At 67.1% G+C, this 15,539-nt stretch carries 15 protein-coding genes; 7 read left to right on the top strand and 8 right to left on the bottom strand.

The genetic code is table 11. From position 1 onward, the window contains the following. Window positions 1–6: 6 nt before the first annotated feature. From AC1DS0_RS13145 to AC1DS0_RS13130, 4 genes are read left to right on the top strand one after another with little or no spacing between them, the layout of a single operon-like run. Complete coding sequence (locus tag AC1DS0_RS13145) at window positions 7–1,098, top strand: microcin C ABC transporter permease YejB (protein WP_476814775.1); 1,092 nt, start codon at window positions 7–9, stop codon at window positions 1,096–1,098. Beyond that, window positions 1,052–2,275 (top strand): ABC transporter permease, encoded by a 1,224-nt coding sequence (locus tag AC1DS0_RS13140; protein ID WP_476814774.1) that lies wholly within the window; start codon window positions 1,052–1,054, stop codon window positions 2,273–2,275. The genes AC1DS0_RS13145 and AC1DS0_RS13140 overlap by 47 nt, the downstream gene beginning before the upstream one ends. Next, window positions 2,272–3,900 carry an ABC transporter ATP-binding protein gene (locus tag AC1DS0_RS13135; RefSeq protein WP_476814773.1) on the top strand — a complete coding sequence of 543 codons (1,629 nt, stop codon included), beginning with the start codon at window positions 2,272–2,274 and terminating at the stop codon, window positions 3,898–3,900. The genes AC1DS0_RS13140 and AC1DS0_RS13135 overlap by 4 nt, the downstream gene beginning before the upstream one ends. After that, on the top strand, window positions 3,900–5,117 hold the full coding sequence (locus AC1DS0_RS13130) for a phosphopentomutase (protein WP_476814772.1): 1,218 nt from the start codon (window positions 3,900–3,902) through the stop codon (window positions 5,115–5,117). Before AC1DS0_RS13135 ends, AC1DS0_RS13130 begins: the two co-directional genes overlap by 1 nt. A gap of 208 nt (window positions 5,118–5,325) precedes the next feature. On the opposite strand, the gene AC1DS0_RS13125 is transcribed toward AC1DS0_RS13130, so the two are convergent. Together AC1DS0_RS13125 and AC1DS0_RS13120 are read right to left on the bottom strand one after the other, a co-directional pair. Next, window positions 5,326–6,783, bottom strand: coding sequence for a methyl-accepting chemotaxis protein (locus AC1DS0_RS13125; RefSeq protein WP_476814771.1), 1,458 nt, complete (start codon window positions 6,781–6,783; stop codon window positions 5,326–5,328). Next, window positions 6,780–6,953 carry a hypothetical protein gene (locus AC1DS0_RS13120; RefSeq protein WP_476814770.1) on the bottom strand — a complete coding sequence of 58 codons (174 nt, stop codon included), beginning with the start codon at window positions 6,951–6,953 and terminating at the stop codon, window positions 6,780–6,782. Before AC1DS0_RS13120 ends, AC1DS0_RS13125 begins: the two co-directional genes overlap by 4 nt. Before the next feature lie 371 nt (window positions 6,954–7,324). Here AC1DS0_RS13120 and AC1DS0_RS13115 point away from each other — a divergent pair, with 371 nt between their 5' ends. Together AC1DS0_RS13115 and AC1DS0_RS13110 are read left to right on the top strand one after the other, a co-directional pair. Beyond that, window positions 7,325–7,753 (top strand): TadE/TadG family type IV pilus assembly protein, encoded by a 429-nt coding sequence (locus tag AC1DS0_RS13115; RefSeq protein ID WP_476814769.1) that lies wholly within the window; start codon window positions 7,325–7,327, stop codon window positions 7,751–7,753. 34 nt (window positions 7,754–7,787) lie between these two features. Then, window positions 7,788–9,467, top strand: a complete 1,680-nt coding sequence (locus AC1DS0_RS13110; protein WP_476814768.1) for a pilus assembly protein TadG-related protein — start codon at window positions 7,788–7,790, stop codon at window positions 9,465–9,467. Between the two features lie 3 nt (window positions 9,468–9,470). Here AC1DS0_RS13110 and AC1DS0_RS13105 read toward each other — a convergent pair whose 3' ends face one another. From AC1DS0_RS13105 to AC1DS0_RS13080, 6 genes are all read right to left on the bottom strand, one after another. Further along, window positions 9,471–9,878 (bottom strand): arsenate reductase/protein-tyrosine-phosphatase family protein, encoded by a 408-nt coding sequence (locus AC1DS0_RS13105; protein WP_152016647.1) that lies wholly within the window; start codon window positions 9,876–9,878, stop codon window positions 9,471–9,473. 46 nt (window positions 9,879–9,924) lie between these two features. After that, entirely contained in the window at window positions 9,925–10,398 is a 474-nt protein-coding gene (locus AC1DS0_RS13100; RefSeq protein WP_152016646.1) for a UPF0262 family protein, read from the bottom strand. Window positions 10,399–10,444: 46 nt separating this feature from the next. After that, window positions 10,445–11,737, bottom strand: coding sequence for a histidinol dehydrogenase (gene hisD, locus AC1DS0_RS13095; RefSeq protein ID WP_476814767.1), 1,293 nt, complete (start codon window positions 11,735–11,737; stop codon window positions 10,445–10,447). Between the two features lie 26 nt (window positions 11,738–11,763). Then, on the bottom strand, window positions 11,764–12,204 hold the full coding sequence (locus AC1DS0_RS13090; RefSeq protein ID WP_476814766.1) for a DUF2948 family protein: 441 nt from the start codon (window positions 12,202–12,204) through the stop codon (window positions 11,764–11,766). 215 nt (window positions 12,205–12,419) lie between these two features. Beyond that, window positions 12,420–13,709, bottom strand: coding sequence for a UDP-N-acetylglucosamine 1-carboxyvinyltransferase (murA, locus tag AC1DS0_RS13085; RefSeq protein ID WP_476814765.1), 1,290 nt, complete (start codon window positions 13,707–13,709; stop codon window positions 12,420–12,422). A gap of 54 nt (window positions 13,710–13,763) precedes the next feature. Then, window positions 13,764–13,928, bottom strand: coding sequence for a hypothetical protein (locus tag AC1DS0_RS13080; RefSeq protein WP_476814764.1), 165 nt, complete (start codon window positions 13,926–13,928; stop codon window positions 13,764–13,766). A 508-nt stretch (window positions 13,929–14,436) separates the two neighbouring features. On the opposite strand from AC1DS0_RS13080, the gene AC1DS0_RS13075 reads away from it, so the two are divergent. Continuing rightward, window positions 14,437–15,405, top strand: coding sequence for an enoyl-CoA hydratase-related protein (locus tag AC1DS0_RS13075; protein WP_476814763.1), 969 nt, complete (start codon window positions 14,437–14,439; stop codon window positions 15,403–15,405). The last annotated feature ends 134 nt before the right edge of the window (window positions 15,406–15,539 follow it).

The following is a 15,539-nucleotide window of genomic DNA, read 5'->3' as shown; positions in this document are numbered from 1 at the left end:
GCGGGAATGCTGAATTACATCGCCCGGCGTCTGGCACTGATGGTGCCGACCCTGTTCGGCATCCTGCTGATCTCTTTCGTCATCGTACAGTTCGCCCCGGGCGGGCCGGTCGAGCGGATCATCTCACAGCTCAATAATCCCAACAGCGGCGCGGCCGAACGCGTCGGCGGCGGCTCCGGCGGCGATGCCGGGGCCCAAGCGTTGGATTCAGGCTCGGCCTATCGCGGCGCGCAGGGGCTCGACCCCGCCTTCATCAAGGAGTTGGAGAAGCAGTTCGGCTTCGACAAGCCGGCGCATGAGCGCTTCCTCAAGATGCTGAAGGACTATGCCACCTTCGATTTCGGCCGCAGCTACTTCCGCGATGCGCCGGTGCTGCAGTTGATCAAGGAGAAGCTGCCGGTCTCGATCACGCTCGGCCTGTGGATGACCCTGCTCTCATACGCGATCTCGATCCCGCTCGGTATCCGCAAGGCGGTCAAGGACGGCTCGCGCTTCGACACCTGGACCAGTGCGGTCGTGATCATCGGCTATGCGATTCCGAGCTTCCTGTTCGCGATCCTTCTGATCGTGCTCTTCGCCGGCGGCTCGTTCTGGCAGATCTTCCCGCTAAGGGGGCTGACCTCGGAGAACTGGGCGCAACTCAGCCTGCTCGGCAAGATCGGCGACTATTTCTGGCACATCGCCCTGCCGGTGCTGGCGATGGCGCTCGGCGCCTTCGCGACCTCGACATTGCTGACCAAGAACTCCTTCCTCGACGAAATCCGGAAGCAATACGTGCTGACGGCGCGGATGAAGGGCCTGTCGGAGCGCGGCGTGCTCTATGGCCATGTCTTCCGCAACGCCATGCTGATCGTGATCGCAGGCTTTCCCGGCGCCTTCGTGCATGCGCTCTTCGCGGGGTCGCTGCTGATCGAGACGATCTTCTCGCTCGACGGGCTCGGGCTCCTGTCCTTCGAGGCGATCGTCAACCGCGACTATCCCGTCGTCTTCGCCAATCTCTACATCTTCTCGCTGATCGGCCTTCTCGTGCACCTGATCACCGACCTGACCTATGCCTGGGTCGACCCGCGCATCGACTTCGAATCGCGGGAGGCCTGAGGTGAGCGACACGCTTCTCGCCCCTCCGCCGGCCTTGCGCTCCGCCGAGCCCGTCGCCGCGCCTCCGCAGATGAAGCAGGGCTGGCTCAAGCTCTCGCCGATCAACCGGCGCCGCCTCGACAGCTTCAAGGCCAACAAGCGCGGCTGGTGGTCGTTCTGGATCTTCCTGACACTGTTCGTGCTGTCGCTCTTCGCCGAGTTCATCGCCAACGACCGGCCCCTGATCGTCCGCTACAAGGGCGAAACGCTGTTCCCGGTCGCGGTGAACTATCCCGAGGAGAAGTTCGGCGGCTTCCTCGCCACCACCGACTACCGCGACCCGACCATTGCCCGGGAGATCGCCGCGAATGGCTGGGCGATCTGGCCGCCGATCCGCTATTCCTATCGCACCCATAATCTCGACCTGCCGGTGCCCGCCCCTGCCCCGCCGACCTGGCTGCTCAAGGACGAGCAATGCCGCCCGATCGCGGAGCGCACCGGCGGCATGACCTGCCGCGAGCTCGAATGGAACTGGCTCGGCACCGACGACCAGGGCCGCGACGTGGTCGCGCGCCTGATCTACGGTTTCCGGATATCGATCCTGTTCGGTTTGATCCTGGCCTCGATCTCCTCGGTGATCGGCATCGCCGCCGGGGCGATCCAGGGCTATTTCGGTGGCTGGACCGACCTGATCTTCCAGCGCGTCATCGAGATCTGGACTTCGATTCCCGCGCTTTATCTGCTGATCATCGTCGCTGCGATCATCACGCCCAGCTTCTTCGTGCTGCTCGGCATCCTGCTGCTGTTTTCATGGGTGACGCTGGTCGGCGTGGTCCGCGCCGAGTTCCTGCGAGCGCGCAACTTCGAATATGTCCGCGCCGCGCGCGCGCTCGGCCTCTCCAACCGGGCGATCATGGTCAAGCACCTCCTGCCCAACGCCATGGTGGCGACGTTGACCTTCCTGCCCTTCATCCTCAACGGCTCGATCACCACCCTGACCTCGCTCGACTTCCTCGGCTTTGGCCTGCCGCCCGGCTCGCCCTCGCTTGGAGAACTGCTGGCGCAGGGCAAGGCGAACCTGCAGGCGCCCTGGCTCGGCTTGTCCGGCTTCTTCGTGATCGCGCTGATGCTGTCGCTGCTGATCTTCATCGGCGAAGCGGTGCGGGATGCCTTCGACCCGAGGAAGACCTTCGCGTGACCGCTCCCCTCCTCTCCGTCCAGGATCTCTCCGTCGCCTTCCGCCAGGGCGGGCAGGAGACGCTCGCGGTCGACAAGGTCTCGTTCGAGATCGCCAAGGGTGAGACGCTGGCGCTGGTCGGCGAATCCGGCTCGGGCAAATCGGTCTCGGCGCTGTCGATCCTGAAGCTCCTGAACTATCCGGCGGCTCATCATCCGTCGGGCAAGGTGCTGTTCAATGGCCAGGACCTGATCGCGGCCGACGAGGACGCGATGCGCAAGGTCCGCGGCAACGACATCACCATGGTGTTCCAGGAGCCGATGACCTCGCTCAACCCGCTGCAAACCATCGCGCGGCAGGTCGGCGAGATCCTCGAACTGCACAAGGGCCTGCGCGGCGAGAAGGCGCGTGCCCGCACGCTCGAACTGCTCACCCTTGTCGGCATCCGCGATGCGGCGAGCCGGCTCGACGCCTATCCGCATCAGCTTTCGGGCGGGCAACGTCAGCGCGTGATGATCGCGATGGCGCTCGCCAACGAGCCCGACCTTTTGATTGCGGACGAGCCGACCACGGCGCTCGACGTCACCGTGCAGGCGCAGATCCTGACCCTGCTGAAGGAGCTGCAGGCCCGGCTCGGCATGGCGATCCTGTTCATCACCCATGACCTCGGCATCGTCCGGCGCATCGCCGACCGGGTCTGCGTGATGCTGAAGGGCAAGATCGTCGAACAGGGGCCCGTCGCCGAGATCTTCGGCAAGCCGCAGCACGCCTATACGCAGCGCCTGCTCGCCGCCGAACCGAAGGGCCGGCCTGAGCCGGTGCCCGAGGGCGCCCCGATCCTGCTGGAGGCCGGGCCGGTCAAGGTCTGGTTCCCGGTCAAGACCGGGCTGCTGCGCCGCACGACCAGCCATGTGAAGGCGGTCGACGGCATCTCGGTCACGGTGCGCGAGGGCGAGACGCTCGGCATCGTCGGCGAATCCGGCTCAGGGAAAACCACGCTCGGCCTCGCCATCCTCAGGCTGATCTCCTCGGAAGGGCCGATCGTCTTCCTCGGCGACCGCATCGACGGGCTGAAGAGCAAGGCAATCCGGCCGAAGCGCCGGAATCTCCAGGTCGTCTTCCAGGACCCCTATGGCTCGCTCTCGCCGCGCATGTCGGTTGCCGACATCGTCGCGGAAGGACTCACTGTCCAGCAGAAGGGACTGAGCTATCAGCGCCAGCGCGAGATCGTGGCACAGGCGCTCGCCGATGTCGGGCTCGACCCGGCTACCATGGACCGCTATCCGCACGAATTCTCGGGCGGCCAGCGCCAGCGCATCGCGATTGCCCGCGCCATGGCGCTTGATCCGAAATTCGTCGTGCTGGACGAGCCGACCTCGGCACTCGACATGTCCGTCCAGGCGCAGATCGTCGACCTGCTGCGCGGCCTGCAGGCCCGGCGCAAACTCGGCTATCTCTTCATCAGCCACGACCTCAAGGTGGTCAGGGCGCTGTCGCACCGGGTGGTGGTGATGCAGAACGGCAAGGTGGTCGAGGAAGGACCGGCGGAAGAGATCTTCCAGCGCCCCCGCGAGGCCTATACGCAGGCGCTGCTCGCCGCGGCGCTCAACCTCGAGCCGGCGAACAGCGCCGCGGTGCGCGACTGATGGCGCGCGCCATCCTGATCGTGCTCGATTCCGTCGGCTGCGGCGGCGCCGAGGACGCGGCCACCTATGGCGACGAGGGCGCCGATACGCTCGGCCATATCGCCGAGGCCTGCGCCGAGGGGGGCGGCGACCGCGAGGGCCTGCGCCGCGGGCCGCTCCAGATCCCCAATCTTGCCCGCCTCGGCCTCAGCCATGCCTGCGAGGCTTCGACCGGCAGGCCGCTCGCCGGCGTGGCGCGACCGGAGGCACCGCAAGGCCGATACGGCTACGGTGTCGAGATCAGCCAGGGCAAGGACACCCCGTCCGGCCATTGGGAGATCGCCGGCTGCCCGGTCCCGTTCAAATGGGGTTATTTCACCGCGCTGGAGAATACCTTCCCGCCCGATCTCGTCGCCGCGATCATCCGTGAGGGCGCCCTGCCCGGCATCCTCGGAAACAAGCATGCCTCGGGCACGGCGGTGATCGACGAGCTCGCCGAGGAGCACATCCGAACCGGCAAGCCGATCTGCTACACTTCGGTCGACTCGGTGCTGCAGATCGCGGCACATGAGGAGCATTTCGACCTGGAGCGGCTCTATGCGCTCTGCAAAAAGGTCCGGGCGCTGGTCGACCCGCTGCGGATCGGCCGCGTCATCGCCCGGCCCTTCGTCGGCACGGCCGAGACCGGCTTCACCCGGACCGGCAACCGCAAGGACTTCGCGATCCCGCCGCCGGACGAGACCATCCTCGACCGGCTCGTGGCCAAAGGCCGGCCGGTGGTCACGGTCGGCAAGATCGGCGACATCTTCGCCCACCGGAACACCGGCGAGGAGATCAAGCCCTTCGGCAACGCCGCCATGTTCGCGGCGGCGCTGGAAGCGTTCGAACGTCTGCCCGATGGCGGCTTCTGCTTCATCAACCTCGTCGACTTCGACACCGAGTACGGCCATCGCCGCGACATACCCGGCTATGCGGCGGCGCTCGAAGCCTTCGATCGCGATCTGCCCAGGCTCGAGGCCCTGCTGCGGCCAGGTGACCTTGCCGTCATCACCGCCGACCATGGCAACGATCCGAGCTGGCCAGGATCCGACCATACGCGCGAGCACGTGCCGATCCTGGCCTTCGGGCCGGATGTGCCGGCCGGTTTGCTCGGCCGCCGCGAGAGCTTCGCCGACATCGCCGCAACGCTCGGAGATTGGCTGAAGCTTGGTGCGACCGGCCCCGGCCGCGCCTGGTAGTCGGAGCACTCCAATTTTGCGCCGAACCACGCCGTCATTCCGGGGCGGGCCGATAGGCCCGAGCCCGGAACCCACGAACACGGCAGCCCATCAAAGGACACCGGTCGGACGAGCCTTCCCGTCTGCTTTCCGTGTTCATGGGTTCCGGGCTCTTCGCTGACGCGAAGCCCCCGAATGACGGTGTGGGTCCGCCGAAACTCGCTGCGCCTCAGGCGGCCGCGACGCGCTCACAGAACTCGGCGACTTCGCGGCGGATGCGCTGGGCCTGCGTCGCCAGATCGCTGGAAGAGCTCTGCAGGCTGCCGGCGGCGGCGTAAGTGCGCTCCGTCACCGTCTCGAAGCTCTGCAGGCTCTGGGCACTGCGACTGACGCCGTCGGAGGAGATCTGGACCTCCTTGGCGATCTCCGCCGTGGCGCGATCCTGCTCGCCGACCGCATAGGCGATCGCGACCGAGACAGTCTCGACCTTGCCAATCGCCGCGACGATCTCGCGGATCGACTTGAGCGAGCGTTGCGAGGCGGTCTGGATCGCTTCGATCGAGCGCGCGACCTCGTCGGTTGCGCTCGCGGTCTGGGCCGAGAGCGTCTTCACCTCGCTGGCGACGACGGCAAAGCCCTTGCCCATAGCGCCGGCGCGGGCCGCCTCGATCGTCGCGTTCAGAGCCAGCATACTGGTCTGCGCTGCGATTCCGCGAATGATCTCGACGACAGCGCCGACGCTTTCGCCGGTGCGCGCCAGCGCCTCGATCTCGGTGCTGGCAGCACGCGCCAACCTTGCCGCCGACTGCGAGCTGTCGGCGGTCTGCGAGACGTTGCGGCCGATCTCAGCGATAGAAGAGGCGAGTTCCTGGCTGGCGGCCGCCGTCTGTTCGATACTGGTCGTCATCTCGTTCGAATTGCGCGAAACGGACGCGATCTGCTGCCGCGCCCGTTCGGACGCGCCAGTGAGACCGCGGGCATCGACCTGCATCGCCTCGGACGCCTTGTCGAGAATGGCCATGGCGCCATCCATCTCGTCGCGGAAGTTCTCGACCATGGCGCGCAGGCGCCGGGCCCGGGCCTCCGCATCGTCGGCAAGCGCCCGTTCGCGCTCGCCCGCCAGACGCTCGCGCTCGGCAACCTCCTCGGCGCGATGCAGGTTGGCCTCGGTCTGCGCGAAGATGCGCGCGGTCATCAACGCGATCACCGCGAGGAAGGCGGTCTCGACCACCACGATCACCGCGTGCAGCAGCACCCGCAGCAGATTGCCGCCCTGGTAGAAGACGGCGGCAGGCAGGACGAATTGCAGAACCAGGTGATGCGCCGCCGTGAGTGCAGCGCCGAGGATAATCGGCCGCCAATCGCAAAAGCCGGCGAGCAGCGCCAGCACGGCGAAGTAATACATATGCATGTCGGGCTGCCAGGGATGCCCGGAGAAGACCGCGACCAGGATCGAGACCTGGCCGATCAGGGCAATCGCGATGGCGAATTGCGCGATCAGCGCGGCCCCGGCACTGCGATAGGCGATCAGCGCCGCAAGCGCGAGCATCAGCGCGCTGAGCCCGGGTATCAGGCCGTCGCCGGTCTGGGCCAGAGACGCCAGTGCGAGCAGCGGGACATGGAGGAAGGCAAGGCCGAGGAGGCAGCGCGCAACCAGGTCCCGCAGACCGGGCAAAGTCAGTGTCATGAGCGGCTCGCTTCGGCCTCGGGTGAGATGATGCAGCCGGCAAGGCCGTCGAGGCGCAGCATCAGCAGGGCTCCGACGGGCCTTGCTATCGTCTCCGGCGCGAGAACGACGACGAAGGGGACAGCCCCCTGCCGCAGGATCCTGGCGCCGGTCGCCAGGCTGCGCGCCACGGCCTCCTCGCCCCCAACCCAGGGCGGAAAGATAGCAGCCAGCGGAGCGGGCGGCCCCGCGACGGGCCCGGGCAGGCTCGCGAGGGCCAAGAGGCCGGAGCAGAGCGCCAAACCTGCGATCAGGCCGATGTCACGCCATTGCCGGAGCCGAAAACGGGATGCGGTCGATATCGCGACGGGGCTCATCCTCGGCTCTCAGCATGGCTAACGCAACGTTGCCTTCAGCAATGTTCCTGATCTGCGTTTCTTAAATTTCTGTTAAGCGCCTGCGCTGGCTTCACAATCTGGAACGGGTCGAGAGTACAACTTTTACGTTTCGTCAATCGCTCATCTCTACAACTTATAGTTGTTAAAATGATGAGCAGCACGCCATGCGCCATGATCCTCTTGCGTTCGGAACCAACCAATCGGCCAGCACGGCGGTCGAGTTCGCCTTCATCGCTCCCATCCTGCTGATGCTGCTGTTCGGGATCATCGGCTACGGCCACGCCTTCGGCGTGTACCACGGCGTGCAGCAGCTTGCCGCGGAAGCAGCACGGGCTTCCGTCGCCGGCCTCGATGATGCCGAGCGCGAGCGGCTGGCCCGCTCCTTCATCACCCGCAACATCGGCTCCTACGCCTTCCTCGAACCGAGCAAGCTGACGGTCCGGACGACCGCCCTGGGCGCCCCGGCGCCAAGCTTCGAGGTCACGGTCGTCTACGACTACTCGGACAGCGTCTTCAACCGGCTGAGCTCGATGGTCGCGCTACCGATGCCGATCGTCGAGCGCCGCGCCGTCGTCCAGCGCGGCGGCTACTGATGCGATCCCCGAACCGACCGGACAGGAGGCCATCATGATCCGCTCGTTCCGGAAGCTCCTGGCCGACCGCCGCGGCCTCTCGACCATCGTCTTCGCCGGCACCTCCCTGGTCCTGTTCGGATTCGGTACCATGGCGGTCGATGTCGGGAGCCTCTTCTACCAGAAGCGCCGGCAGCAGACTGCCACAGACCTTGCGGCGCTCGCTGCTGCGGCCGATCTCGAACGTGCCACGAACGCGGCCCGGGCCAGCGCGAGCCGCAACGGCTTTCCGGCCGGCGCCGTCGGCACCGTCCAGACCGGCACCTATACGCCCGATGCGCGACTGGCTCCGACAACGCGCTTCCAACAAGGCTCGGGACCCGCGGCCAACGCGGCCCGGGTTGAGATGCGAGCGACCACGCCGTTGATCCTCGGCCGCGTCCTGGCCTCCAGCCTGGGCGGCGAGAGCGGCGAGGTCGCCATCGTGACACAAGCCATCGCCGCGCAGGATGCTCAGGCGGCCTTCGCCATCGGCTCGCGGCTGCTCCGCATTGAGAACGGCGCCCTCAACGGCCTGCTCGGCAGCCTGCTCGGCACGAGCCTGTCACTGTCGGTGATGGACTATGAGGGACTGGCGCGAGCGCGGATCGACCTGTTCGGCTTCGCCCGCCGGCTGGCGACGCGTGCCTCGATCTCCGCCTTGACCTTCGAGGAGGTCCTCCGCGCCAATGTCCGCATCGGCGACATCGTTCTGGCCGCCCAGGATGCGGCTCGCGATCAGGGAGCCGGCAGCGATGCGATCGCGGCGCTGGGGCGCCTCTCCAGCGCCCTCGGCAGCTCGGGCCAGCGCATCAACCTGCAGAGCCTCGTCTCGTTCGGCGTCTACGGTGGCCGGCAGCTGGGCGAAGAGGTGCCGCTCAAGGCCTCGCTGGCGGCGCTCGACCTGATCTCGGCCGCGGCCCAGATTGCCAATGGCTCGCGCCAGCTCGATCTCGGCCTCGCGGTCAACGTGCCCGGCCTCGCGGCAGTCTCGCTCAAGCTCGCCATCGGCGAACGGCCGGTAGGGACCAGCCTCGTCCGGATCGGCCGCGCCGGAGCGAGCGTCCACACCGCCCAGACACGTCTGCTGCTCACGCTCACCCTGGTCGGCAGCGGCCAGGCCTCGCTGGTGAAGCTGCCGCTCTATCTGGAGCTCGCTTCCGCGACCGCCCGACTGACCGCGATCTCCTGCGGCGCCGGCGAGGTCACCAGCTCGCGCGTGACGCTCGGCGTGACGCCGGCCGTCGTCGATGCCTGGATCGGGCAGGTCTCCAATGCCGAGTTCAGCAATTTCAGCACGCGGCCGAATCCACCGGCTGCAACGGTGCTCGACCTGCTCGGTCTGGCCAAGGTCACGGCTCGGGCGCATGTCACGATCAGCAACACCAGCGAGACCCCGGTTAGCTTCAGCTATGCCGAGATCCAGCGAGCCGACAAGAAGACGACCTCGACGCAGAACTTCGTCGCAAGCCTGCTGTCACGGCTGGTCGGGGATCTCGACCTGCGCGTCGAGCTGCTCGGGCTGGGTCTTCCCATACCCGGACTCGACGGCGCCGTTTCCGGCGTCATCGCCGGCGCCGCGGCCCCGCTCGACCAGGTGCTGACGAGCCTGCTCAACACGCTCGGCATCGGCCTCGGCCAGGCCGACAGCTGGGTCAGCGGCGTGCGCTGCGGCGGCGCGGTCCTGATCCAGTAGGGTTCAGGACCGCAGCCGCACCTTGATCCGCTGCATCAGCCCGTCGCGAACGGCGCGATAGGCGTCGAGCACCTGTTCGCGGGAGCCCTGGATGATGGTCGGGTCCGGGGTCGGCCAGTACTCGACCTCGGCGGCGAGGGTGCGGGTGAGTTCCAGCGCCTTGTGGTGCGCCTCGGGCGAGAGTGAGACGATCAGGTCGAAATTGAGCCCCTCCCATTCCTCCAGCTCCTCGACCGTCTTCGGCTTGTGCTTGTGCGCATCGATGCCGATCTCGTCGAGGACCGACAGTGCGAAAGGGTCGAGCTCGCCCTTGCGCTTGCCGGCGGCGGACTGGACATAGATCGACTTGCCGAAGAAGTGCTTGGCCAGCGCCTCCGCCATGGGCGAGCGCACCGCGTTGTAGGCGCACATGAACAGTACGCTCTGGAGCTTGCGCGGTACGGGCGACTCCAAGCGTTCAGCCCTTCCAGTGCAGCGCGTAAATCAGGGTGAACAGGCGCCGGGCCGTCTCGTTGTCGATCTCGACCTTGTTCGACAGCCGCTCGACCAGCAGAACCGCGGCCTCGTCGTGCAGGCCGCGACGGCCCATGTCGATCGCCTCGATCTGGGCAGGCGTCGCCGTGCGGATGGCGGCGTAATAGCTGTCGCAGACCAGCTCGTAGTCCTTGATGATGCGCTTGAACGGCGTCAGCGAAAGATGATGGGTGACGAGTGCCGCTCCCTCGGCGCTCCTGACCTCGAAGGCGAGGCGCCGCTCTACCAAAGCGAGATGGACGGCATAGGGACCGCCATCGAACTCCGGCAGGGCGAAGTGGTTGCGCTCGATCAGATCGTAGATCGCAACGGCCCGCTCATGCTCCTGGTCGGCGCTGCCGCGCCCGAGCGAGGCTTCGTCGAGCGTGACGGCGACCAGATGGCTGCGTTCCGACATATCCCCTCCGCCAGCTCCGTGCAGGCGCAGAATCGCCAGCCTGCCGTCAGCCGTTGAGTCGGATCGTCACGGAACGCGCATGCGCCTGCAAGCCCTCGGCTTCAGCGAGCTCCGTTGCGGCGCCGGCAAGCGCCCGCAACGACTCGGGATCGCATTTCAGCAGCGAGGTGCGCTTCATGAAATCGAGGACGCCGAGCCCGGAGGAGAAGCGGGCCGAGCGCGCTGTCGGCAGGACATGGTTCGAGCCGCCGACATAGTCGCCGATCGCCTCGGGCGTGTGCCCGCCGAGGAAGATCGCACCGGCATTGCGGATACGCCCCGCCAGCCCTTCAGCATCGGCGGCGATGATCTCGAGATGCTCCGGCGCCAGCCGGTCGACCAAAGAGATCGCGCTGACGAGCGCCTCGACCAGGATGACCGCACCGAAGTCGCGCCAGCTTGCGCCCGCGATCTCGGCCCGCGGCAGGGTGCGGAGCTGGCCTTCGACCGCGCGCTCGACCGCGTCCGCCAGCGCGGCGTCGTCGGTAATCAGGATCGACTGGGCGGCGGTGTCGTGCTCGGCCTGGGCGAGCAGGTCGGCGGCGATCCAGTCGGGATTGGCGTCGGCATCGGCCAGGACCAGCACCTCGGAGGGGCCGGCGATCATGTCGATGCCGACCGTGCCGAAGACACGACGCTTGGCCGCGGCGACATAGGCGTTGCCGGGGCCGACGATCTTGGCGACCGGCGCGATCGTCGCGGTGCCATAGGCGAGCCCGGCCACGGCCTGCGCCCCGCCGATCCTGTAGATCTCGTCGATGCCGGCGAGCTTCGCCGCGGCGAGCACCAGCGGATTGCCGTCGCCACGCGGAGTCGGCGCGACCATGACGAGGCGCTCGACCCCGGCGACCTTGGCTGGCACCGCGTTCATCAGCACGGAAGACGGATAGCTCGCCGTGCCGCCCGGTACGTAGAGGCCGACGGCCTCGACCGCGCTCCAGCGCCAGCCGCTCTCGACGCCAAGCGCATCGCGGGACCAGGAATCGGCCGGCTTCTGACGCAGGTGATAAGCCTCGATCCGGGCGCGCGCCGTCTCCAGCGCGGCGAGTTGCTCGCGCGTGCAGGCCGACTGCGCCGCCTCGATCTCGCTTTGCGTGACGCGCAGGGTCTGCGGCGTCAGGGAGAGCTTGTCGAAGCGCTCGGTGTAGTCGATCAGCGCCTCATCGCCACGGGCTCGGACATCGGCGATGATCGCGGCCGCGACCTGGTCGACATCCTCGGAAACCTCGCGCTTCATCGCGAGCAGGGCAGAGAACTCCCGCTCGAAATCGGCATCGCGTGCGTCAAGCCTGATCGGCATGGTGCTATCCTGACTGCAGATGTGGTTCAGCCGGCGTCCGGGTGGGCCGGCGTCGCGACGGCTTCCCAGATCGGGCCGAGATCCTTCATCTGCGCCTCGATGCACTCGACATCGAGGCGGATGGCGGCGCCGTCGGAGAAATGCAGGGTCACCTGCCCGGCAGGGCCGTCGGTCTCGGCGAAGGTAACGGCGAGCAGACTGAGCACCACATCGCCAGCCGCGACCTTGCTGCTGCGCGCGGCCGTCACGCGTTCGAAATGGAGAGCGGCGAGCCGCCGGCGCTTTTGCCCTTGCGCCGCGCCTTCCCAGTCGAAACGACGCAGCGCCAGGGCAAAACGCTTCTCGGCGGGCCTATAGGCGATGTCGCCGCGCTTCAGCACCGCGTCCTGCAGATGCGCCGAGATCACCGACAGATCGTCGGCGTCCAGGGCGATCAGTTTCAGCGGCTCGGCGGCGGGATCGGACATAGAGACTCTTGTCTTATCGCATTTTCTTCACGCGAACCGGTGTCCACTTCGCTCGAAAATGCTCTAGATCACGTTCTATGATTTTGGATCGAGCCGATCCAAAATCATAGAACGTGATCGATTCCAATAAACTAGAGCAGGATTCCTGCGAAAAACCGGTTCCCACTTTTTCGCATCCCGCTCTAGGCCCTATCTGGCGAGGCTGTCGCCTATCGTCAACCGCTGATGCGCTCGACCTGGGCGCCGCACCGACTGAGCTTGGCCTCGAGCGCCTCGAAACCGCGGTCGAGATGGTAGACGCGGTTGATCATGGTCTCGCCCTCGGCGACGAGGCCACCGATCACGAGCGAGACCGAGGCGCGCAGATCGGTCGCCATGACCGGGGCGCCAGTGAGCTTCTCGACGCCGTCGACATAAGCCGCATCGCCGTCGAGGCGGATCTTGGCGCCGAGCCGGGCGAGCTCCTGCACATGCATGAAGCGGTTCTCGAAGATGGTCTCGCGGATGCGCGAGGTGCCCTTGGCCTTGGTCATCAGCGCCATGAGCTGGGCCTGGAGATCGGTCGGGAAGCCCGGGAACGGATCGGTGGTGACGTCGACCGGCTCCAGCGCGGCGCCGTTGCGGCGGACGCGGATGCCCTCATTGGTCTCGGAGACGTCGACGCCGGCCTGGCTGATCACGTCCAGCGCCGCCTGCAGCAGATCGGCACGCGCGCCTTCGAGCAGGACGTCGCCGCCGGCCATCGCCACCGCCATGGCATAGGTGCCGGTCTCGATCCGATCCGGCAACACGGCATGATGCGCGCCGCCGAGGCGCGAGACACCGCGGATGGTGATGGTGGAGGTGCCGGCGCCCTCGATCTTGGCGCCCATCTTCTCGAGGCAGACGGCGAGATCGACCACCTCGGGCTCGCGCGCCGCGTTCTCGATCACCGTGGCGCCGTCGGCGAGGACAGCGGCCATCAGCGCGGTATGGGTGCCGCCGACCGTGACCTTCGGGAAGACGATCTCGGCGCCCTTGAGCCCCTTCGGAGCCCGCGCCAGCGCGTAGCCGCCCTCGATGGTGATGGTGGCGCCGAGGCGCTCCAGGGCCATCAGCAGGAGGTCGACCGGGCGCGTGCCGATGGCGCAGCCGCCGGGCAGCGAGACCTTGGCCTCGCCCATGCGGGCCAGGATCGGCGCGATCACCCAGAAGCTCGCCCGCATGGTCGAGACCAGCTCGTAGGGCGCGCAGGTGTCGACGATCTGGCGCGCGGTCAGCGCGACGGTCTGGCCGGTTTCGGCGCTCTGGCCGATGCGCTTGCCGGCGACCGAGCGGTCGACGCCCTGATTGGAGAGGATGCGCGAAAGCGCGCTGACGTCGGAGAGCCGCGGGACATTGGTCAATGTCAGCGTCTCGTCGGTGAGGAGGCTCGCGATCATCAGCGGCAGGGCTGCGTTCTTCGCGCCGGAAATCGGGATCACGCCATTGAGGCGCTGGCCGCCGGTGATGCGGATACGGTCCATCGGGCTCGTCCTGCAGGACGGCCGGCGGGAGGCGCCGGCCGGAAAGGGTGGGGATCAGGACCGGGGAGGTTCGGCCTGGGCGGGCGGTAGCATGTCCTCGGCCGCCGTGTCCGAGGCACGCCGGGCCCTTGCCTGCGCCTTGCGGCGCTTCAGGTTCTCGCGGAGGGCGGCGGCGAGGCGCGCCCTTCTCTCATCCTCGGCTTCGGTCTGGCGGCTCAAGGCGTCAGCTCGTCGGAATGCCCGCAACCTTGCGGCGGCGGGCGTTGGTTCATGGTTAGCCGCTCAACCCGGCCCGGACAAGACCAGAGCGGCGGCACAACATTCCTTGCACGGTCGATTGCGGCACAACTGCGGCGTCGCCGGTCTCCGGATGAAACAGCCCTGCTCCAAGGCGGCCTGCAGCCGCATCGGCCCACCCGATCGACAGGCTGCGCCGCTCCGGCCGGGAGAGGCCGCAAGGTCCTGCTGCGATTGGTAAAATTTTTATTATCTCGGCAACCCTGACCGACGAGTGTTATGCTGGCACGCCCATTGCGTGCATCGACGGCAACGACAGCGGCGACGGCAGGACAACCGATGGATGCGTTTCCAGACCGTGAGCCGACTTCGGCATTAACGAATAAAGCCTAACGAAATTAACCATTTCCGGCAGTTTGCGTTTACAGATTATTAACTTTCTCTACCCTCGGCGGCGTCGAGGGGTGCGGGACTAGGCGGAGACGACACGATGTTTCAGAGCTATGCACCGACGGTGGGCGGCCAGGCCGCTGCCGAGCTCGCCGACGGAGAGGTGATCGAGACGATCCGCCGTCACGCCGGCTTCCTGCCGGAGGTCCAGCTCGCCTATGAGCAGGAGCTGCGCCTGCTCTGGGTCACCATCAAGCCGGAGCTGAAGCCGGTCTTCACGCTGCAGCTGCTCGAGAGCCTCGGCAAGGTGCAGCAGGCGATCATCGATCTCTGGGGCGCGCCGGAGCAGTACCATAACGCGCCGGTGCGCTTCCTCGCCTTCCGCGGCACCGGGCCGTTCTTCACCCTCGGCGGCGATCTCGACTTCTATCTCGACTGCCTCGCCAAGAACGACCGCCCGGCCCTGGCGGAATATGCCCGGCTCTCGGTCGAGGGCGCGCTGCGCAATGCCAGCGGCCTCAACGGCATGGCCGTGACGCTGTCGACGATCCATGCCAAGGCGATCGGTGGCGGCATCGACGCGCCGCGCTCATGCAACGTCATGATCGCCGAGGAGCAGGCCTCGTTCGTCTACCCCGAGATCAAGTTCAACCATTTCCCGATCACCGCCGTCGGCGTGCTGTCGCGCCGGATGGGCCCGCGGGCCGCCGAGCACATGCTGCAATCGGGCGAGGAGATGAGCGCGGCCGAGTTCCTGGCGGCGGGCGGGCTGGAAGCGGTGGTGCCGACCGGCACGGGCGAGGACTGGATCCGCAAATACGCCTCCGACTCGCTGCCGATCCACGCAGCCCGCACCGCGCTGTTCTCGGCCTTCAACCGCCGCGCCGGCAATTTGCGCGAGGAGCTCGAATATCTCGGCCAGCTCTGGACCGACTGCATGCTGCGCCTGCACCCGAGCGCGATCTCCAAGCTGCAGCGCATCGCCCAGACGCAGGACCGCATGCTGGCCCGCGTCTACCAGCGCGGCCCCGAGGAGGCGTTCGCCCGCGCCGGCGCCGGCGCCGCCTGAGCAGACAGCGGAAAGCCCCGGCACGGTCGGCGTTCGCGTCGATCGTGCGACTCCGCCGCGTAACCCTCATGAAACTTTTACCTTTCCCTCTTAAAGCCGTTAGATGATGCGGCAAAGGAAGGGGTCGTACACCC

This window comes from Allobosea sp. P4_H5 (assembly GCF_056400825.1).
Note: the sequence above shows the minus strand (reverse complement) of the source record. Positions and strands in the feature narration are given on the sequence as shown.